The organism is Pleomorphomonas carboxyditropha (genome assembly GCF_002770725.1).
In the GTDB taxonomy this organism is placed as follows: domain Bacteria; phylum Pseudomonadota; class Alphaproteobacteria; order Rhizobiales; family Pleomorphomonadaceae; genus Pleomorphomonas; species Pleomorphomonas carboxyditropha.
In genome coordinates this window covers 1-18,777 of record NZ_NQVN01000014.1, presented here as the reverse complement: position 1 = coordinate 18,777, position 18,777 = coordinate 1, and the positions used below count along the sequence as shown (strand labels likewise).

The window sequence follows — 18,777 nt, the reverse complement described above, 5'->3', positions numbered from 1 at the left end:
CATATGGTAGGCGCGCCGCCGTGTGTCAGCGCATGCGGGCGATCAGCCGGTCGAGCGCCACGGCCGAGATGATCAGGCCGCCCATCACCACCAGTTGGTAGAAGGTGGGGACGCGCAGGATGTTGAGGCCGTTGTTGATGGTGCCGATGATCAGGCCGCCGATCACCACCGAGGGGATGCGCCCCTTGCCGCCGAAGAAGCTGGTGCCGCCGATGATCACTGCCGCGATGGCGTAGGTCTCGAAGCCGGTGCCGGCCGCCGGCTCGGCGGCGCCGAGGCGGGCGATGGACAGCACGCCGGCAAGGCCGGCGCAGAGGCCGGAGATCATGAAGACGATCAGCGTATGCAGCTTGACGTCGATGCCGGAATAGAAGGCCGATTCCTTGTTGCCGCCGACGGCGTAGATATTGCGGCCGAGGCGCGTCTTGGCGGTGAAGAACCACAGCACGGCGGCGAACGACAGCGCGAAGATCACCGGCACCGGCACGAAGCCGACGAAGCCGGTCACCGTGTCGACGAAGTCGTAGGAGAAGCCGAACACCGGGCTGGCGCCGGAGATGATCATCGTCACGCCGCGGAAGATGGCGTTGGTGCCGAGCGTGATGATGAAGGGATGCAGGCCGGTGAAGTTGACCAAAAGGCCGTTGACCGCGCCGAGCGCCAGGCCGCCGCCGACGCCGCCGATCAGCACGGCGAGCGTCGGGTCGAAGCCGGCCACCATCAGTTGGGCGGTGATCATGCCGGTCAGCGCCAGGACGGAACCGACCGAGAGGTCGATGCCGGCGATCAGGATCGGGAAGAACTCGCCGAGCGCGATCATGATGGTGATCGAGCTCTGCAGGAAGATCTGCACGATGTTCTCGGGGCGGGTGAAATAGGTGGGCGACAGGGCGCTGAACAGCACCACGATCACCAGCAGGATGCAGAGCGTCCCGTAGATGTCCCAGAGTTTGCCGAGTTTCACGCGCTGGCTCATTTGCCGTCCCTCATTGCGACGCTCAGGATGGATTCCTCGGTTGCCGTTGCGCCGTCGAGGGTGTCCATGATTCGGCCGTTGCGGAACACCGCGACGCGGTCGCAGACGGCCAGGATTTCGGGGAGTTCGGACGACACCATGATCACCGCCTTGCCGGCATTGGCGAGCGCCCGGATGATTTCGTGGATCTGCGACTTGGCGCCGACGTCGATGCCGCGCGTCGGCTCGTCGAAGATGATGACCGAGGGAGCGATCGACATCCATTTGCCGACCAGCACCTTCTGCTGGTTGCCGCCGGACAGCTCGAGGATGCTCTGGTCGATGCCGGCGCAGCGGATGGAGAGCTGGCGCCGCTGCTCCTCGGCGACGGCGCGCTCGGCCTTGCGGTCGACGAGGCCCCAGGTGCCGCGCAAGGGCGCGTCCTTCACCGACTTGGTGACGGCGATGTTGCCCTCGATGGTGAAGTTGGGCGTGAAGCCGGTCTGGCGGCGGTTCTCGGTGAGATAGGCCATGCCCGATTTCACCGCCTCGACCGGATTGTTCGGCGTGATGTCGGCGCCGTTGAGGATGATCCTGCCGCCGGCCCGCCGCTCGGCGCCGAACAGGCAGTTCATCAGGTCGGTACGGCCGGAGCCGACGAGGCCGGCAAAGCCCAGCACCTCGCCGTGGTGCACCTCGAAGCTGACGTCGCGCACGCGCTTGCGGTCGGCGCTGGTGACGTTCTCCACCTTGAGGACCGGCATCGACGTCCGGTCGATCGATCCTTCGGCGAGGAAGCGCTGCTTGACGACGCGGCCGACCATCATGCGCACGAGGTCGTCGTTGGTATAGTCGGCGATGCGGCCGTGGCCGGTGGAGACGCCGTCCTTTAGCACCGAGAAGGTGTCGCCGATCTCGCGCACCTCGTCGAGCTTGTGGGAGATGAACAGGACGGCGGTGCCCTCGGCCTTGAGCTGGCGCACGAGGGCGAACAGCCGCTCGGTTTCCACCGAGGTCAGCGAAGACGTCGGCTCGTCCATGACGAGCACGCGGACGTTCTTCATCAGCGACTTGGCGATCTCGATGATCTGGCGATGGGCGATCGGCATTTCGCCGACCGGCTTGTGGAGATCCAGGCCGCCGAGGCCGAGCCGTCCGATGATCGACCGCGCTTCCGTCTCCATCAGCTTCCAGTCGACCACCGGCACGCCGAGCCGGCGCTTCACCGGCAGGCGGCCGACGAACAGGTTCTCCAGCGCCGACAGCTCGTTGATGACGGAAAGTTCCTGGTAGATGATCGAGATGCCGGCCTCGCTCGCCTCGCGCGGCGTCACCAGCGGGTGCGACACGCCGTCGAGCACGATCTCGCCGCCGGTCGGCTCGTGGATGCCGGTCAGGATCTTCATCAGCGTCGACTTGCCGGCGCCGTTCTCGCCGAGCAGGACGTGCACCTCGCCGGGACGGATGTCGAGGTTGACGCCCTTCAGCACCGCGACGTTGTTGAAATGCTTTTCGATGCCGACCATGCGGACGATCGGGGCGACCTCTTCGATGCCGGCCGGACCGGCGGTGTTCGGAGCCAGGTTTGACATGTCGATCTCGTTTGGGTCGTCCGGTCGGATGGCCATTCAGAAAGCGTCCGGCGCGCCGGGGGATTGACGCGCCGGACGGAGGGGAGGAAGGCGGCCGCCTGCGCGGCGACCGCCTCGTCCCGGTCAAGTCATCACTTGGTGACGAGAACCGAATCCACGGCCACCTGCTTGGGCTCGCTGCCGACCGGCGTCAGCTTGCCGGCCTTGACGGCTTCGACCAGGATCTCGAGGCTGGTGGCGCCGATCTGGCCCGGGTCCTGGGCGACGGTGGCGGTCAGGCGGCCGGCGGCCACCATCTCGCGGGCTTCCGGCGCGCCGTCGGTGCCGACCACCAGCACCTTGCCGGCCTTGCCGGCGTTCTGCACCGCCTGCATGACGCCGAGCGCCATGGTGTCGTTGGCGCAGTAGAAGGCCTTGAGGTCGGGCGAGCCCTGCAGGATGTTGGTGGCGACGTCGAGCGCCTTCAGGCGGTCCCAGTCGGCCGGCTGGCTGGCCACCAGCTTGACGTTGGAGGTCGCCTCGAAGGCGGCCTTGGCGCCGTCATGGCGGGCCTGGCCCGAGGCGTTGCCCGCCTTGCCCTCGACGATGGCGACTTCGCCGCCGTCGGCGCCGAGCTGGTCGATGATGAACTGGGCGCCCTTCTCGCCGACCTTGACGTTGTCGGTGGTGACGAAGGCTTCGACGTTGGCGCCGGCCGCTTCGAGGGCCTTCATGTCGACCTTCTCGTCGATGTTGACGATCGGCTTGCCCTTCTTGTAGGCGGCAGCGGCCGGATTGACCAGGTTGACCGGCGACAGCGGCGCGAAGCCGAAGCCCTTGTAGTCGCGGTTCAGCATGTCTTCGAACAGCTGCAGCTGGGCCTGGAAGTCTTCTTCCGACGGCGAGGCGACGATATCGACCTCGACGCCGAGCTCCTTGGCCTTGGCCTCGATGCCCTCCTTCATCTGCACCCAGAACGGGTTGGACAGCGTCTTGAGGACGATGGCGTAGTCGGCGGCCATGGCGCCGGCGGAAAAGCCCAGCATGCCGGCGGCGGCGACGGTAGCGATGAGCAGACCTCTGATTTTCATAACTCCACCCTTTTCCTTGCGGTTTCCTTCGCCGGCTGGACGCCGTCCGGCGAATTTTTGTCAGCGCGGGGCGTGCCGCGTCTTTCTGTCCGGCCACGGTCGTTCGTCGAATAGACGGCGACCGAGGTCAGCACCTTGTTCAGGTTCCGCTCGGCGGTCTCGTAGTCCTCGCGCGCCAGGCAGATGAACATCGTGTCGAGGATGGCGAGCTGGGCGATGCGGGCGGCGGCGTTCTGCCCCATCAGCGGCGCTTCCTTGGCCGGCGCGCACAGCACGACATCCGAATTGCGGGCCAGCGTCGAGGCGATCGAGTTGGTGATGGTGATCACCTTGGCGCCGGAGGCGCGGGCGACTTCCGCGCCGAGGATCACGTCCTTGGATTCGCCCGAGTGCGACACCACCAGCGCCGCGTCGCCCTCTTCCAGAAGGCTCGCCGACATGGCGATCAGGTGGGCGTCGGAGAACACGCTCGACCGGATGCCGATCCTCAGGAATTTGTGGGAGGCATCGGCGCAGACGGTGGCCGAGCCGCCGACGCCGTAGAGGTCGCGGTGACGCGCCCTGATGAAGATGCGTGCCGCCTCGGCGATGGCGTCGATGTCGAGGATGCTTTCCACTTCCTCGAGCGCCGATCGCTCGGTGGCGAACACCTTGCGGACGATCTGCGGGATCGAATCTTCCCGGCGAAGCTCTTCGTCGATCTCCACCCGCAGGTTGGCGTAATAGGCCAGGAGGTCGGCGCGCAACTCCTTGAAGCCGCCGTAACCCAACCGGCGCGCCACCTTGACGACCATGGCTTCCGAAATCCCGAGAGCGGCGGCGACTTCACCGATCTTCGGGCTATTCGTCAAATTTCCACGCTCCAGCAACCAGAGGGCAACATTCTGTTCCCCTTGTGATAGCGCAGGTAGCAACATGCGGATATGCGCCGCGGCCGCCATAGGGTCGCGAATTCCGCTATCTTTAGGGTGACCGGCTCGCTCCCTGTTTGTCATGCTGTCGCAACCTCGCCCGCTTGCCGTCACCGTGCGTGATAGGCGAAACTTTACGAAAGTGATGTCAGAATGTAAAGTGCAAACCACCAACTCCTTTTGAGTTGGTATTTATACGGATCAAGGATCGAGGCATGCGTCGGCGCCCCGGCGCCGGCCGGTCCAAGGCCTGCATCCGTGACGGGTTGGCGGTTCGATTTTTCGTGGGGTGATCGGCCGGCCGGGGCGGCTCTCTTCGGTGTCCGGCCGCCGGCATGGGCCCGGTCCGGCGACGCCGGTAGCCCGGGCGTGTTTTGGTCATCGGCCGGCCCCGGGGATATCCGGGGCCGGCCGCTTGTCGTCAGCGCAGATCGAAGCGATCGGCGTTCATCACCTTGGTCCAGGCCCTGGCGAAATCGCGCGCGAACTTCTCGCCGGCGTCGTCCTGGGCGTAGACCTCGGCCAGCGCCCTGAGCTGCGAATTGGCGCCGAACACCAGATCGACGCGGGTGGCCGTCCATTTCACCGCGCCGGTCGCGCGGTCCCGCCCCTCGAACAGCGTTTCCTCTCCCTCGGAGACCGGCCGCCATTCGGTGCCCATGTCGACGAGTTGGACGAAGAAGTCGTTGCTGAGCACGCCCGGCCGGTCGGTGAACACGCCATGCGGCGTCCCGCCCCAGTTGGCGCCGAGCACGCGCAGCCCGCCGACGAGGACGGTCATTTCGGGCGCGGTCAGGGTTAGAAGCTGCGCCCGGTCGATCATCAGCTCCTCGGTCGCCACCGGACGCCCGGCCCGCGCGTAGTTGCGGAAAGCGTCGGCATTCGGCTCCATCACGACGAAGGACGCCACGTCCGTCTGCTCCTGCGTCGCGTCGGTGCGCCCGGGCGAGAAGGGCACGTCGATCGTATAGCCGGCTTTCCTGGCCGCCTCCTCGACGGCGGCCGAGCCGGCGAGGACGATCAGGTCGGCCAGCGATATCGGCCGGGGCGCCGAGGCATTGAACGCCAGCCGGATGCCTTCCAGCACCGACAGCACGCGGGCGAGCCGCGCCGGCTCGTTCACCTCCCAGTCCTTCTGGGGCGCCAGGCGAATGCGGGCCCCGTTGGCGCCGCCCCGCTTGTCGGAGCCGCGGAACGTCGAGGCCGATGCCCAGGCGGTCGAGATCAGCTCGGCGACGGTGAGGCCCGACGCCAGCACCTTGGCCTTGAGCGCGGCGATATCGCCGGCGTCGACCAGCTCGTGGTCGACCGGCGGCACCGGATCCTGCCAGATCAGGTCCTCGGCCGGCACCTCCGGCCCGAGATAGCGCACCTTCGGCCCCATGTCGCGGTGGGTCAGCTTGAACCAGGCGCGGGCGAAGGCGTCGGCGAAGGCGGCCGGATCGTCGCGGAAGCGGCGGGCGATTGGCCCGTAGATCGGGTCGAAGCGCAGCGACAGGTCGGCGGTGGTCATCATCGGCCGGTGCTTGCGCGCGGGATCGTGGGCATCCGGGATCAGGTCTTCCTCGGCGACATCCTTGGCGAGCCACTGGTGGGCGCCGGCGGGGCTTTTCACCAGTTCCCATTCGTAGCCGAACAGGGTGTTGAGGTAGCCCATGTCCCAACGGGTCGGGTTCTTCTTCCAGGCGCCCTCGATGCCGCTGCCGGTGGTGTGCACGCCCTTGCCGGAGCCGAAGGCGTTGTTCCAGCCGAGCCCCATCGCCTCGAGCGGCGCCGCCTCCGGTTCGGGGCCGACCAGCGTCGGATCGCCGGCGCCGTGGCACTTGCCGAAGGTATGGCCACCGGCGACCAGCGCCACCGTCTCCTCGTCGTTCATCGCCATGCGGGCGAAGGTCTCGCGCACGTCGCGGCCCGAGGCGATCGGATCGGGATTGCCGTTGGGTCCCTCGGGATTGACGTAGATAAGGCCCATCTGCACGGCGGCCAGCGGGTTTTCGAGGTCGCGCTCGCCGCTGTAGCGCTTGTCGCCCAGCCACTCGGTCTCGGCGCCCCAATAGACGTCCTCCTCCGGCTCCCAGATGTCGGCGCGGCCGCCACCGAAGCCGAAGGTCTTGAAGCCCATCGATTCGAGGGCGCAGTTGCCGGTCAGAATCAACAGGTCGGCCCAGGACAGGCTGTTGCCGTATTTGCGCTTGATCGGCCAGAGCAGCCGCCGGGCCTTGTCGAGGTTGACGTTGTCCGGCCAGCTGTTGAGCGGCGCGAAGCGCTGGTTGCCCGTGCCGCCGCCGCCGCGGCCGTCCATCAGGCGGTAGGTGCCGGCGCTGTGCCAGGCCATGCGGATGAACAGCGGGCCGTAGTGGCCCCAGTCGGCCGGCCACCAGTCCTGGCTGTCGGTCATCAGCGCGTAAAGGTCGGCCTTCACCGCCGCGAGGTCCAGCTTCTTGAACGCCTCGGCGTAGTCGAAGTCCGGTCCCATTGGATCCGACAGGGTCGAATGCTGGTGAAGAATGCGTAGATTCAGTTGGTTCGGCCACCAGTCCCGATTGGACCGGCCGGCGGAAATCGCGTTGGGGCTAACCCCGTGCATGATCGGGCACTTGCCGGTGCCGTGATGATCAATCTTATCCATGTCGCGCTCCCCTTTCTGCTGCAGCGCCGGCGCCCCATGGGCCTGCCGCCCCCGGGGCGCCTTCGCAACCACCCCGATCATAGGCGGTCGACGGCCGTCCACAATCCGTATTGGGGGGCAGGGGGTGGCAGAATTCCGTCGTCATCGGCCCTTTTTCGGCGGTTGCAACGCCGCCGCCCGCCTCTGGATAAGCGCCCCGGTTTCGGCCATAGAAAAGGACCGGGCCGGCATTTCGTCGGTTTCCGGATCGGCGGAGGGCGTGCGGTTGGTCTGGAGCGAGCATCTGGCGCTCATCTACTTGCTGGTCGAATGGTCGATCCGCCTCGTCATGGTGGTGGTCGTGCCGTTGCGCCGCCCGCCCGAAGCGGCCCGCAGTTGGCTGCTGCTGGTGTTCTTCCTGCCGGTGCCGGCGCTGGTGCTCTATAGGCTGATCGGCCGGCCGCGCTTTCCCGCCTGGCGGCAGCAGCGCTTCGCCGAAGCCGCCACTCTCCGGCGGCGCGTGGCCACCTCCCTGCCGCGGCCCGAGCGGCCGGTGCCCGGCATCTCCGAGCTCGCCGAACGGCTCGGCGAGTTTCCCGTGACCGGCGCTTCCGATCTCTCGCTGATGTCCGACTACGACCAGTCGATCAACAGCCTCGCGGCCGACATCGACGCGGCCGAGGCGAGCGTTCATCTCCTGACCTATATCTTCGCCGACGACGCTACCGGCCGGAAGGTCGCGGCGGCGCTCGGCCGGGCCGTCCATCGTGGCGTCGACGTCCGGGTCTTGATCGATGCCGTCGGCTCGCGCCCATGGTTGCGGCGGACGCGCGCCCTTCTTGCCGCCGAAGGCGTGCCGTATCGGCTTGCGCTGCCGGTGCGCTGGTGGACGACGGTGCGGCGGGCGCGGGCCGACCTGCGCAACCATCGCAAGATCGCGGTGATCGACGGCCGCCTCGCCTATGTCGGCTCGCAGAACATCGTCGACCGGAATTTCCGCCGCGGCGTCGTCAACGACGAGCTGGTCGCCCGCATCGAGGGCCCGGTGGCGGTCGCGGTGGCTGCCGTCTTTGCCAGCGATTGGTATCTCGAGACCCGCGAGGTGCTCCCCTTGCCGCCGATGCCGGCTGCCGCCGCCGCCCCGGCGCAGGTGATGCCGAGCGGCCCGGACTACGGCGTACCCGGCTTCGAGCGCCTGCTGGTCGCCCTGATCCACGCCGCCGAGACGCAGGTGACGCTGGTCAGCCCCTATCTGATCCCCGACGAGGCGTTGCTCGCCGCTCTCCAGACGGCGGCCTATCGCGGTGTCGCCATCGACCTTGTCGTTTCGCGGGTGGTCGACCAGCGGCTCGTCCGCCTCGCCCAGCGCTCCTTCTACGACGAGCTGATGTCGATGGGCGTGCGCATCCACCGCTATCGCGGCCATCTGCTGCACGCCAAGCATGTTTCCGTCGATGGCCGGATCGGCGTCGTTGGCTCCGGCAACGCCGATCTCAGGTCCTTCATGCTCAACGCCGAGATCAGCCTGCTGCTCTACGATCCGGCCGAGGTCGCCCAACTGGTCGCCCAGCAGGCCCAGTGCATGGCGCTGAGCGACCGCCTGGACCTGCTGGAATGGCGCCGCCGGCCGATGGCGATGAGCCTTGCCGAGAATCTCGCCCGATTGGTCGGCCCGCTGCTTTAAGGCATCGGACCGAAAAGTGGAATCCGATTTTCGGAAATTCCGATGCGCAAACAAAAGCGTGGAGCGGCGTCCGGATATATCCGGGACGCCGATCCAGCTATTTCGCCAAAGCGCGGGCCGTCCTTCAAAGTACTTCGTTGAGGAAGCGCTGGAGGCGCGGGCTCCGCGGCCGTTCGAAGATGTCGTCGGGCGTGCCGGCCTCGACGATCCGCCCCTCGTCCATGAAGACGACCTGGTCGGCCACCTTGCGGGCAAAGCCCATCTCGTGGGTGACCACCACCATGGTCATGCCGCGGCGGCCGAGGTCGGACATCAGGTTGAGCACGCCCTTGACCAGCTCCGGGTCGAGGGCGCTGGTCACCTCGTCGAACAGGATCACCTCCGGCGCCATGGCCAGCGCCCTGGCGATGGCGACGCGCTGCTGCTGGCCACCGGAAAGGCTGCTCGGCCGGTGATCCATGCGGCTGGCCAGCCCGACGTCGGCAAGCCGCGTCTCGGCGATGCGCCGGGCTTCGGCCTGCGGCATCTTCTTCACCTTGGTGAGCGCCAGCATGACGTTCTCGAGCGCCGTGTGGTCGGGGAACAGGTTGAACTGCTGGAACACCATGCCGACGCGCCGGCGCAGCGTCTCGGGCTTCATGGTGAGGATCGATGCGCCGTCGATGGTCACGTCGCCGGCCTTCGGCTCCACCAGACGGTTGAGGCAGCGCAGCAGCGTCGACTTGCCCGACCCCGACGGGCCGATGACGCAGGTCACCGTGCCGGCCTTCACGTCGAGATCGATGTCCTTGAGCACCTCGAGATCGCCGTAGGCCATGCCGAGGCCGCGCACGGTGAGGCTGCCGCCCTTGAAGGTCGGCAGCTTCTCGGCGGCTTCGGTGGCCGTCGCGACGCTGCCTTGCAGCTCGCCGACCTCCTCGAGGCCGGAGACCAGCGCCGTCGGCCGCCGGCCGGTGCGAAGCCGGTTGTCGACGTAGTTGACGAGATGGGTGAGCGGCACGGTGATGACGAGATAGAAGATGCCGGCGAGCAGCAGCGGCGACAGGTTGCCCGTCACCACCGCCTGATCCTGGCCGACGCGGAAGATCTCGCGCTCCGAGGCCAACAGGCCGAGGAAGTAGACGAGGCTCGAATCCTTGACGTTGCCGATGAACTGGTTGACCATCGCCGGCAGCACGCGGCGGATGCCCTGGGGTATGACGATCAGCCGCATGCCCTGGCCGTAGCTCATCGACAGCGCCCGGCAGGCCTCCATCTGGCCGCGCTCGACGCTCTGGATGCCGGAGCGGAAGATCTCGCCGATGTAGGCGCCGGCGATCAGGCTGAGCGCGATGATGCCGAGCGGATAGGGGGAGGGGCCGAAGAGCTGGCGGCCGATGCGGGCGAAGCCCTGGCCGATGATCAGGATGGTCAGGATGGCCGGCAGGCCGCGGAAGATGTCGGTGTAGATGCGGGCCGGCAGCCGTACCCAGGCCGATCGCGAGATGCCCATCACGGCGAGAACGATGCCGACGAGCACGCCGAGAATCGTCGAGGCGAAGGCGAGGATGAGCGTATTCTTGAGGCCGATGAACAGCATGTTCGGCAACACGGCGGCCATCGCATCGAAATCCAGAAAGCTGCGACGAACGTTCTCGAACCATTCCATTGTGGAAGACTTTCCAAGTCGGCTGCTGACCGAGACAAAAAGAAACCGGGCACGCGATCAGGCGTCCCGGCCGAGTGGGCCGTCCGGCGGGGGGAGCGTCGCGGACGGCTTTCGCCAGACCGGTCGCCGCGCCCGGAACGATGTCCGGGCGCGGCGGGCAGCCTTACTTCTTCGACGGCAGGTACTGGTCGGGCATCGGCGAGCCCGGGAACCACTTCTGGTAAAGATCCCGCCACGTGCCGTCTTCCATGGCGGCGTGCAGGTTGTCGTTGAGCGCCTTGCGGAAGGCGTCGTTGCCCTTGCGGACGACGAAGCCGGCCGGCGCGTCGAAGGACGGAATGTTGACCGCGAGCTTCAGCGCCGGATAGGTCTCGCCATACTGCTTGGCCGCCTCGTAATCGAGGAAGTGAGCATCGACCGTGCCGTTGTTGAGGCCCGAGACCGCTGAGTTGTTGTCCGGGAACTTGACGATGTCCGTGCCGGTGAAGTTCTTCTCGGCATAGATCTCCTGCAAGGTGCCCTGTACGACGCCGAGACGCTTGCCCTTGAGACCTTCCGGCGTGGTGATCGAGGCATCGGAGGTCAGCACCGTCAGGTAGCCGGCGAGATAGCCGTCCGAGAAGTCGACCGTCTTCTTGCGGGCCTCGGTGGTGCCGATGGCCGCCACCGCCACGTCGAAGCGACCGTTGGCCACCGACGGCATCAGGGCCGAGAAGTCCTGGCCAGTGAAGGTGACGTGGTCCTTGTCGAAGCCCATGCGGGAGGCGATGTTGAGGAAGAATTCGATGTCGAAGCCGCTGAACTGGCCATTGGCGTCGACGAAGGCATAGGGCTTGGCGTCGCCCATGGTGCCGACGCTGATGCTGGTGGGATCGATCAGGTCGTAGGGATTGTCGCCGGCGGCCAGGGCCGCCGAGGCGCCGCTGCCGGCTAGAACGGCCATAAGGCCAAAGGCCCGGACGTGACGGCCCAACCCCTTCATGGCGCTGCTGATCATGTGCTGTTCTCCTTGTTGTTTGGACTGCTGGTCTCTGTCTCCGTCGCGCCTTTCCGCAGCGGAAACCGTCTGTTCCGGACGGACGCGTTGCCGAGCTCCCGGCCGGATTTCTTTGGAAAGCGAAGTAAAAATCTTTCGACTTCGCCCATATAAGGTTCTACCCCACGTCGTATCCCTGTAACGCGGTGGCAGAACCTGCGATTGTCCAACTATGCCGGTTGATGTTGGCGCAAAGCGGCCCGGCACACTTATTTTCAACGCCCGATCCAACTTGTATGTAGTGTGAGACCGGTCTCAGTTCGGAGGTTATTGCGACATTGACGTGACGTCAATCGCTATGTAGTGCTACAGCCCATGGATAGGAAAACTTCTCCCCCTCGCCCGGTGACGGTGGCCGACGTGGCGCGGCGCGCCGAGGTCTCCAAGGCCACCGCGGCCCGCGTGCTCGGCGGCTACGGCCCGGTCAGCGAGGAGGTGAAGCTGCGCGTCCAGGCGGCCGCCAAGGCGCTCGATTACCGGCCCAACGAACTGGCGCGCTCGGTGAGCACCGGCAAGTCCGGCACCATCGGCATCGTGGTCGGCGATATCGAGAACGCCTTCTTCGGCATTGCCGTGCGCAGCATTTCCGACACCGCCCACCGGCACGGCTTCAACGTCATCCTGGCCAATTCCGGCGAGGAGGTGGAAGCGGAGAAGGCGGCGCTCAAGGTGCTGGTCGGCAAGCGGGTCGACGGATTGATCGTCACGCCGGCCGACAACCGCACCATCGCCCATCTCAGGGACATCGTCCGGTCGCGGCGGCCGCTGGTGCTGTTCGACCGGCCGATCGAAGGCCTCGCCGCCGACGTTGTGGCCACCGACGATCGCGACGCGGCTTTCGCCGCCACGATGCGCCTGGTGGCGGCCGGTCACCGGCGTCTCGCCTACGTCACCGCGCTCAATGCCGAGCCGCCGGTCTTTACCGGCATGGAGCAGCTCTATACCTCGTCGGTCAAGGCGCGCGTCGACGGGTTCCTCGCCGCCTGCCGCGCCGCCGGCATCGACGGGCCCGAGCGCGGCATCTGCCTTGCCGGCAGCGCCCCGGCCGGCCAGCAGCGGGCGTCGATCGAACGGCTGTTGTCCGGCGAGACGCCGCCGACGGCCATCCTGGCCTCGGACAGCCTGGTGGCTTTCGAGATCTTCAAGGCGGCGCGAACGCTGGGCCGCGGCATTCCCGACGATCTGTCGCTGGTTTCCTTCTACGACGCCGAGTGGACGTCGGTGACGACGCCGCCGATCAGCGTCATCGACCAGCCGGTCTACGACATGGGCACGCAGGCGGCCGAGCTGCTGATCGCCCGCATCAACGGCGCATCGCCGCCCGCCCGCCACTGCGTTCTGCCCACCCGCTTCATCGAAAGAGGCTCGATCGGCGCGCCGCGCCGGATGATGGCGGCCATCTGACCGCCACCGGGCCACGGCCGGAAGGGGGTGGAGCATCCCGACGGGCACGGCGGTCTCAGCCGCCGGCGGGATGGGGGTAGCCGAAAGCGCCGAAATAGCTGCAGGTGGCAGCGGCGCATTCGGCGGCGAAATCGAGCGCGGCCTCGATCGGCCGGCCGGTCAGAATGCCGGTGAGATAGCCGGCCAGGAACGAATCGCCGGCTCCCAGCGTATCCACTACGTCCGCCGGCTTGATGCCCTGGCGGTAGCGCCGGCCGTCGGCCAGCCAGAAAGCGCCATCGCTGCCGCGCGTCACGCCGACCGTGGCGACGCCGAAGCCGGCGACGTAGCCGATGAGGTCGTCGATGTCGTTGTCGGCAAGGCCGGAGCCGGACAGGAAGGCGCCGGTGATATGCGGGGCGACCGACGCGATATAGGCGGGGTCGCGATGGGTCGAAAAGTCGAAGGTCAGCGTTTGCGCGTGCGCCCGGATCTTCGGCAGCTCGGGCTCGATATAGCTGAACACCGAGGTGTGGACATTGCCGAAGCTCTCGATGGCTTCGATGTCCTCGGCGTCCATGCGCAGGGCGAGCGCCCGCTGGATGCCGCCCTTGTTGGAGCCCAGGAAGACGCGGTCGCCCTTGTCGTCGAGCGACACGACCGCCTTGCCGTTCGGGCCGATCGCCTGCCGGAGCCGGTCGATCCAGATGCCCTCCCGCGTCAGGCTGTCGCGGACGTGGGCGCCCTCGGCGTCGTTGCCGATCAGGCCGATGTAGCCGGCTCGGGCAAGGCCGTAGCGCCTGGCCAGCACCGGCACGTTGACGGCGTTGCCGCCGGGAAAGAACTCGCCGCGATCCCTGTAGAAATCCACCACATTGTCGCCGATGCCGAGCAGGGCCGGCGAGGACACCGAAGCAGCCATCACTCATCCTTTCGGCCGTCGCGGCACGGCCAACCTCACGCGGGACGCGGGCGGGGCGGTGGTCCGCCCGGCCCCTAAGCTATCAGTATTCCATGCGCCACATGTAGCGGCGAACGGTCAACGGATGGCCGCGGCTGTCGGCCAGCGCCACGGCATAGGCGCGCAGCAGCGCCGTGAACAGCATCGGCGTCAGATATTCGGCGGCGTCGCCGGCCAGCGCCTCGAGGCCGAACTCGGCGGCGTCGAGCACCAGCAGGCGCTTGGAGTATTTCTCGGCGAAGGCCAGTGCCCGCTCGTCCATCTTGCGGGCGTTGCCGAGGCCCTTCAGGATGATGAACGGCACGTCGAAGTCGGTCACCTCGAAGGGGCCGTGGAAATATTCGCCGGCGTGGATGGCCGCCGAATGCACCCACTGCATCTCCTGCAGGATGCAGATGGCGAAGGAATAGGCCGAGCCCCAGTTGGCGCCCGAGCCCATGGTGTAGATGACCGGCTCGCGCTTGGAACTTTCGGCCCAGGCGGCGATCGACGGCTTGTGGCGGGCGATGACGGCCTCGATGGTCTTGCCCATGCCGGCGAGCGCCGTCTCGACCTTCCCGAGCTTGCCGTTGCCCTCGCGGGCGGCGAGAATGCCGAACACCAGGCGCATCAGCATCGGCGCCGCGTGATCCTCGGAGACGGCCAGCGGATTGTACTGGTAGAGGATGGTCGCCTCGGCCGCCTGATCGAGCGGCGAATTCTCGAGGTTGGTGAAGGCGATGGTCAGGGCGCCGGCCTCGCGGGCATATTTGGCGGCGGCCACCGTTTCCGGCGTGTTGCCCGAGTGCGAGCACAGGATGACGACCGAACCCTTGCCGAGGCGCTTCGGCGCCCGCGCCAGGAACTCGGCGGAGCTGTAGGAGAAGCTGGCGATTTTCTCGGCCTCGCGCTCGACCGCGTAATGGCCGGACATGAGCAGCGCGTTGGAGCCGCCGCAGGCCACGAAGAACATGTCCGTCACCGCCTCGCGGGCGGCCGCCGCCTTCACCGCCGCCTCGACGTTCTTCACCACTTCCGTCATGATTGAATCCTTGATAACGTCCTATGACGTCATATAGGCTAATATGGCGCGCCGAGGTCTGTCAACGCCGTTCTGAGGGCAAGGCCGGCCGACCCGGCGCCGGCGACAGGCAGCGCCCGCGGCAACGGTGACTCGGCGGACGTTATGTGGCACGGTCGCCGTCACGTCGACCGGCGCCTGCATCCCGAACCGAGGAGAAAAGCCGTCTTGTCCCAGCCCGCCGACAGCCTCGCGAGGCAGGACGCTTCGCCGCTGTATCTCCAGCTCAAGAACAGCCTGACGGAGGCGATCCGCAGCGGACGCTATGCGCCCGGCGAGCCGGTGCCGACCGAGACGCAGCTCTGCGAGCAATATGCGGTGAGCCGCATCACGGTGCGGCGGGCGATCAGCGAGTTGCAGGAGGAAGGCCTCCTGGAGAAGCGGCACGGCAAGGGCACCTTCGTGTCCTTCCGCCGCATGGAAACCAGCCTGGTCGACCTCGCCGGCTTCTCGGAAACCTATTCGCTGCAGGGCTACAAGGTCAGCAAGGTGCTGCTCGGGGTCGCCGAAGGCGCCGCCGACGGCGCCCTCGCCCAGAAGCTGGCGATCCAGAGGGGCGCGCCTATCCTGACCATCCGCCGCCTGATCATGGCCGCCGACGCGCCGATGACCATCGAGATCTCCGACTTTCCGCTGGCGCTGTTTCCCGATCTCGCCACCGAGATCGTCGGCGCCAGCTCGATCTACCGGCTGCTGAAGACCCGCTACGGCCGTGAGGTCCGTCACGCCCGCCGGGTGATCAACGTCCGCCTCGCCGGCGCCGAGGAGCGCGAACGCCTCAACTGCCGCAGCGGCGAGCCGCTGTTCGAGGTGGAGAAGACGGTGTTCGACGCGGCGGGCACGCCGCTGCAGCGCTCGCTGCTGCTGACACCCAGCAACCGCGTCAACCTCGTCATCCAGGTATAGGCGCCGGCGCGGATTCACCATCGGGTGGATTTGAATCCGCCTTCCTGCAAGGCGGATGTTGACAGCGTCACTCAATCGAAAGTACCGTTGACTAACGGATTTTCCGGATGGCCAGGGTTGGGTGGACCGTTCGGAAGCCACATTGGATTTCGGTTTTTCACGGCCTTCGGGCCTGGTCGATTTGTAGATAAGCAATTGTTTTGAAAGGGGGCGCCTGTAATTCTGCCATTATGATGCGATGCCGATGAGGCGTCACGTTTCCGTCGCCGGAGCCGCTTAGGCTGGTTGTGTTGTGGAAGCAAATAAACTGGCAGGATAATTGCAATTCGGTGGCAAGAGTTGCCATGGCTCCCGGCGGTGTCCGTCGCGGGTCGCTTGCAGTCCGGGGCGTCGGCGTGTGTGGGCGTAAGAAGGGGCCTTATGGAAAGTTCATTGTCCCAAAAGGCTGCTGGCGTGTCCGAGGCCGCTTTCGATGGGCCTCCGGATGGCGAACGCTGGTTTGCCGCCATGACACAGCCGCAGCGGGAAGGCGTCGCGGTCGACAATCTCCGCCGCCAGGGTTTCTGCACTTTTTCCCCGCTTGAAAGGGTGACGCGCCGCCACGCCCGCAAGACGATCGCCACCACGGCGCCCGTCTTTCGCGGCTATGTCTTCGTGCGCATGGATCCGCTGCGGGCGCGCTGGCGGTCGATCAACGGAACGCTGGGCGTGCGGTCGCTGGTGACCAACGGCGATTCTCCCCTGGCGATCAGGCCGGGTATCGTCGAGACGCTGGTGGCCTCGACCGATGCCGACGGCATTCTCGAATTCGTCGATCCGCTGCAGCCCGGCATGACGGTGCGCCTCAGGGCCGGCCCGTTCGCCGAGCAGCTCGGCGTCATCGAGCGGCTCGACGGGCGCAACCGGCTGGTATTGCTGATGAGCTTGATGGGAAGCCAGGTCCGGACGGGCGTTTCCCGGGACATGATCCTGAAAGTGGCCTGACCGCCACCTGGCTGGGTATCGATGCGTTGATAGCCTCCGGTCGAGGCGTGGGAGAACGGTCTTTGGGCTGTTCATTCGCGACGGTGGTGCGATTGGTCCGCGGTGAGGCGATTTCACCCGGAGTGCGGTAGCTTTTGTCTGGTGAGTGCAGCGTTCGGGATATGATTTATCGAACGTTGGAAGTGTGCTTACGCCGTATTGGAGGCCCTTCGGAAGACAGTAAGGCTGAAGCGGCAAGGAGATTTCATTGAGCGATAAAGTCATTGTTTTCGGCGGTTCCGGATTTATCGGAACCCATCTCACACGGCGTCTGGTTGCCGAGGGCATTGAGGTTGTCTCGGTCGATATCAAGCCGCAGCGCGAAACGCTGCCCGGCGTCGACTATCGGATTGCAGACGTCCGCGATCTGTCGGCCTTCTGGGTCGATGGCGCGGTCAGCCGAATTTACAATTTCGCGGCTGTTCACACGACGCCGGGTCATCCGACCCATGAATACTACGAAACCAACATCCTTGGCGCGCTGTCGGTTACGGATTTTGCCGCTCGGAATGGCGTTAACGAAATCATTTTCACGAGCTCGATTTCGGTATATGGCCCGAGTGAGGAGATGAAGACCGAGCAAACACCGCCGGCGCCGGAGTCGGCTTATGGATATTCGAAACTGATATCCGAGCGTGTCCACAGACAGTGGCTCGAATCCGTTTCAGGCAGAAAGCTGACCATCGTACGCCCGGCGGTCGTATTTGGCGGCGGTGAAGGCGGCAACTTCACGAGGCTGGCGACGCTCCTCAAGAAGGGCTTCTTCATTTATCCGGGCCGCAAAGACACGATCAAAGCCTGCATATACGTCGAGGATCTTCTTGACGCGATCGAGTTTGCGCGGAGCAAGGCGGAGCCGTTTATCCTGTTTAACGGTGCCTATCCCCAGCGCTACACACTCGAGCAGATCATCACGGCCATGATTGATGGTCATTTCCCGAAGGCTCGCACGTTCCTGGTTCCCAAGGCACTGGTACTTGCCGGGGCTCGGCTGCTCAAATTGCTGGATGCCTTTCACATCGGAATTCATCCCGACCGCGTCATGAAGCTCGTGCGATCGACCGACATCTATCCAGGATGGTTGACCTCCCAGGGTCGGGAATATCCAAACGCTATCGAGACGGCTCTGACGCGTTGGGGCACTGAAAGTGGCGGCAAGTTCAACTGATATTTTCGAGAGAGCATATTCATGAAGATCGTGATGATAGGATCCGGCTACGTTGGTTTGGTATCTGGGACGTGCTTTGCCGACTTCGGCCATGACGTTGTGTGCATGGACAAGGCGGTGGAGAAGATCGCGGCGCTGGAGCGCGGCGAGATCCCCATCTACGAGCCCGGCCTCGAGGCGCTGGTCGACGGCAACGTCAAGGCCGGGCGGCTGACGTTCTCCACCGAGCTCGCCGGCCCGGTGGCCGAGGCCGACGTGGTGTTCATCGCCGTCGGCACGCCGTCCAGGCGCGGCGACGGCCACGCCGACCTCTCCTACGTCTATGCGGCGGCCCGCGAGATCGCCGCCGCCGTGACCGGCTTCACCGTGGTGGTCACCAAGTCGACCGTGCCGGTCGGCACCGGCGACGAGGTCGAGCGCATCATCCGCGAGACCAATCCGGCCGCCGACGTCGCCGTCGTCTCCAACCCCGAGTTCCTGCGCGAGGGCGCCGCCATCGACGACTTCAAGCGGCCCGACCGCATCGTCATCGGCTACGAGGACGAGCGGGCCCGCGAGGTGATGACCGAGGTCTACCGGCCGCTCTACCTCAACCAGGCGCCGCTCTTGTTCACCAAGCGCCGCACCTCGGAACTGATCAAGTATGCCGGCAACGCCTTCCTGGCCATGAAGATCACCTTCATCAACGAGATCGCCGACCTCTGCGAGAAGGTGGGCGCCGACGTGCAGCAGGTGGCGCGCGGCATCGGCCTCGACGGCCGCATCGGCGCCA

At 66.1% G+C, this 18,777-nt stretch carries 15 protein-coding genes; 6 read left to right on the top strand and 9 right to left on the bottom strand.

From position 1 onward, the window contains the following. Window positions 1-25 precede the first annotated feature (25 nt). The 5 genes from alsC to katG all read right to left on the bottom strand — a co-directional run bounded on the left by alsC (window position 26) and on the right by katG (window position 7,157). Entirely contained in the window at window positions 26-976 is a 951-nt protein-coding gene (gene alsC / locus CJ014_RS18035; protein WP_100081885.1) for a D-allose ABC transporter permease, read from the bottom strand. Beyond that, the gene (locus tag CJ014_RS18030; RefSeq protein WP_207765797.1) at window positions 973-2,547 is read right to left on the bottom strand and encodes a sugar ABC transporter ATP-binding protein; all 1,575 of its coding nucleotides are present in this window, start codon (window positions 2,545-2,547) and stop codon (window positions 973-975) included. The genes alsC and CJ014_RS18030 overlap by 4 nt, the downstream gene beginning before the upstream one ends. 131 nt (window positions 2,548-2,678) lie before the next feature. Continuing rightward, a complete protein-coding gene (alsB, locus tag CJ014_RS18025) occupies window positions 2,679-3,617 on the bottom strand; it encodes a D-allose transporter substrate-binding protein (RefSeq protein ID WP_100081884.1) in 939 nt (312 codons plus the stop codon). Beyond that, window positions 3,614-4,558 carry a transcriptional repressor AlsR gene (gene alsR, locus CJ014_RS18020; protein WP_280952344.1) on the bottom strand — a complete coding sequence of 315 codons (945 nt, stop codon included), beginning with the start codon at window positions 4,556-4,558 and terminating at the stop codon, window positions 3,614-3,616. The genes alsB and alsR overlap by 4 nt, the downstream gene beginning before the upstream one ends. Before the next feature lie 391 nt (window positions 4,559-4,949). Continuing rightward, window positions 4,950-7,157, bottom strand: coding sequence for a catalase/peroxidase HPI (gene katG, locus CJ014_RS18015; RefSeq protein ID WP_207765796.1), 2,208 nt, complete (start codon window positions 7,155-7,157; stop codon window positions 4,950-4,952). 259 nt (window positions 7,158-7,416) lie between these two features. Here katG and CJ014_RS18010 point away from each other — a divergent pair, with 259 nt between their 5' ends. Then, window positions 7,417-8,820, top strand: a complete 1,404-nt coding sequence (locus tag CJ014_RS18010; protein WP_245427432.1) for a phospholipase D-like domain-containing protein — start codon at window positions 7,417-7,419, stop codon at window positions 8,818-8,820. A gap of 124 nt (window positions 8,821-8,944) precedes the next feature. Here CJ014_RS18010 and CJ014_RS28325 read toward each other — a convergent pair whose 3' ends face one another. Beyond that, complete coding sequence (locus CJ014_RS28325) at window positions 8,945-10,468, bottom strand: amino acid ABC transporter permease/ATP-binding protein (protein WP_100081881.1); 1,524 nt, start codon at window positions 10,466-10,468, stop codon at window positions 8,945-8,947. A 163-nt stretch (window positions 10,469-10,631) separates the two neighbouring features. Further along, a complete protein-coding gene (locus tag CJ014_RS18000; protein WP_425351930.1) occupies window positions 10,632-11,411 on the bottom strand; it encodes an ABC transporter substrate-binding protein in 780 nt (259 codons plus the stop codon). A 408-nt stretch (window positions 11,412-11,819) separates the two neighbouring features. Between CJ014_RS18000 and CJ014_RS17995 the strand changes: the two genes are divergently transcribed. Further along, window positions 11,820-12,908 (top strand): LacI family DNA-binding transcriptional regulator, encoded by a 1,089-nt coding sequence (locus tag CJ014_RS17995; RefSeq protein WP_100081879.1) that lies wholly within the window; start codon window positions 11,820-11,822, stop codon window positions 12,906-12,908. A 55-nt stretch (window positions 12,909-12,963) separates the two neighbouring features. Here CJ014_RS17995 and CJ014_RS17990 read toward each other — a convergent pair whose 3' ends face one another. After that, window positions 12,964-13,809 carry a PfkB family carbohydrate kinase gene (locus CJ014_RS17990; RefSeq protein WP_100081878.1) on the bottom strand — a complete coding sequence of 282 codons (846 nt, stop codon included), beginning with the start codon at window positions 13,807-13,809 and terminating at the stop codon, window positions 12,964-12,966. A gap of 82 nt (window positions 13,810-13,891) precedes the next feature. Then, window positions 13,892-14,869: an SIS domain-containing protein gene (locus tag CJ014_RS17985; RefSeq protein ID WP_100081877.1), complete on the bottom strand. Its 978-nt coding sequence runs from the start codon at window positions 14,867-14,869 to the stop codon at window positions 13,892-13,894. Between the two features lie 207 nt (window positions 14,870-15,076). Here CJ014_RS17985 and CJ014_RS17980 point away from each other — a divergent pair, with 207 nt between their 5' ends. The 4 genes from CJ014_RS17980 to CJ014_RS17965 form a co-directional block, all read left to right on the top strand. Further along, window positions 15,077-15,814, top strand: coding sequence for a GntR family transcriptional regulator (locus CJ014_RS17980; protein WP_165790891.1), 738 nt, complete (start codon window positions 15,077-15,079; stop codon window positions 15,812-15,814). Window positions 15,815-16,234: 420 nt separating this feature from the next. Further along, on the top strand, window positions 16,235-16,798 hold the full coding sequence (gene nusG, locus CJ014_RS17975; RefSeq protein ID WP_100081875.1) for a transcription termination/antitermination protein NusG: 564 nt from the start codon (window positions 16,235-16,237) through the stop codon (window positions 16,796-16,798). A gap of 247 nt (window positions 16,799-17,045) precedes the next feature. Next, on the top strand, window positions 17,046-18,005 hold the full coding sequence (locus CJ014_RS17970) for an NAD-dependent epimerase/dehydratase family protein (protein WP_100081874.1): 960 nt from the start codon (window positions 17,046-17,048) through the stop codon (window positions 18,003-18,005). A gap of 21 nt (window positions 18,006-18,026) precedes the next feature. Continuing rightward, window positions 18,027-18,777 (top strand): UDP-glucose dehydrogenase family protein (locus CJ014_RS17965; RefSeq protein WP_133121877.1); only part of this gene is annotated, 751 nt, incomplete at its 3' end.

What these genes read in the sequence shown, in the direction of transcription:
- nusG (WP_100081875.1), top strand. Translation starts at nt 16,235, where the DNA reads ATGGAAAGTTCATTGTCCCAAAAGGCTGCTGGCGTGTCCGAGGCCGCT.
- alsB (WP_100081884.1), bottom strand. Translation starts at nt 3,617, where the DNA reads ATGAAAATCAGAGGTCTGCTCATCGCTACCGTCGCCGCCGCCGGCATG.
- CJ014_RS17985 (WP_100081877.1), bottom strand. Translation starts at nt 14,869, where the DNA reads ATGACGGAAGTGGTGAAGAACGTCGAGGCGGCGGTGAAGGCGGCGGCC.
- alsR (WP_280952344.1), bottom strand. Translation starts at nt 4,558, where the DNA reads ATGGCGGCCGCGGCGCATATCCGCATGTTGCTACCTGCGCTATCACAA.
- CJ014_RS17995 (WP_100081879.1), top strand. Translation starts at nt 11,820, where the DNA reads ATGGATAGGAAAACTTCTCCCCCTCGCCCGGTGACGGTGGCCGACGTG.
- alsC (WP_100081885.1), bottom strand. Translation starts at nt 976, where the DNA reads ATGAGCCAGCGCGTGAAACTCGGCAAACTCTGGGACATCTACGGGACG.
- katG (WP_207765796.1), bottom strand. Translation starts at nt 7,157, where the DNA reads ATGGATAAGATTGATCATCACGGCACCGGCAAGTGCCCGATCATGCAC.
- CJ014_RS18030 (WP_207765797.1), bottom strand. Translation starts at nt 2,547, where the DNA reads ATGTCAAACCTGGCTCCGAACACCGCCGGTCCGGCCGGCATCGAAGAG.
- CJ014_RS18000 (WP_425351930.1), bottom strand. Translation starts at nt 11,411, where the DNA reads ATGGCCGTTCTAGCCGGCAGCGGCGCCTCGGCGGCCCTGGCCGCCGGC.
- CJ014_RS17990 (WP_100081878.1), bottom strand. Translation starts at nt 13,809, where the DNA reads ATGGCTGCTTCGGTGTCCTCGCCGGCCCTGCTCGGCATCGGCGACAAT.
- CJ014_RS28325 (WP_100081881.1), bottom strand. Translation starts at nt 10,468, where the DNA reads ATGGAATGGTTCGAGAACGTTCGTCGCAGCTTTCTGGATTTCGATGCG.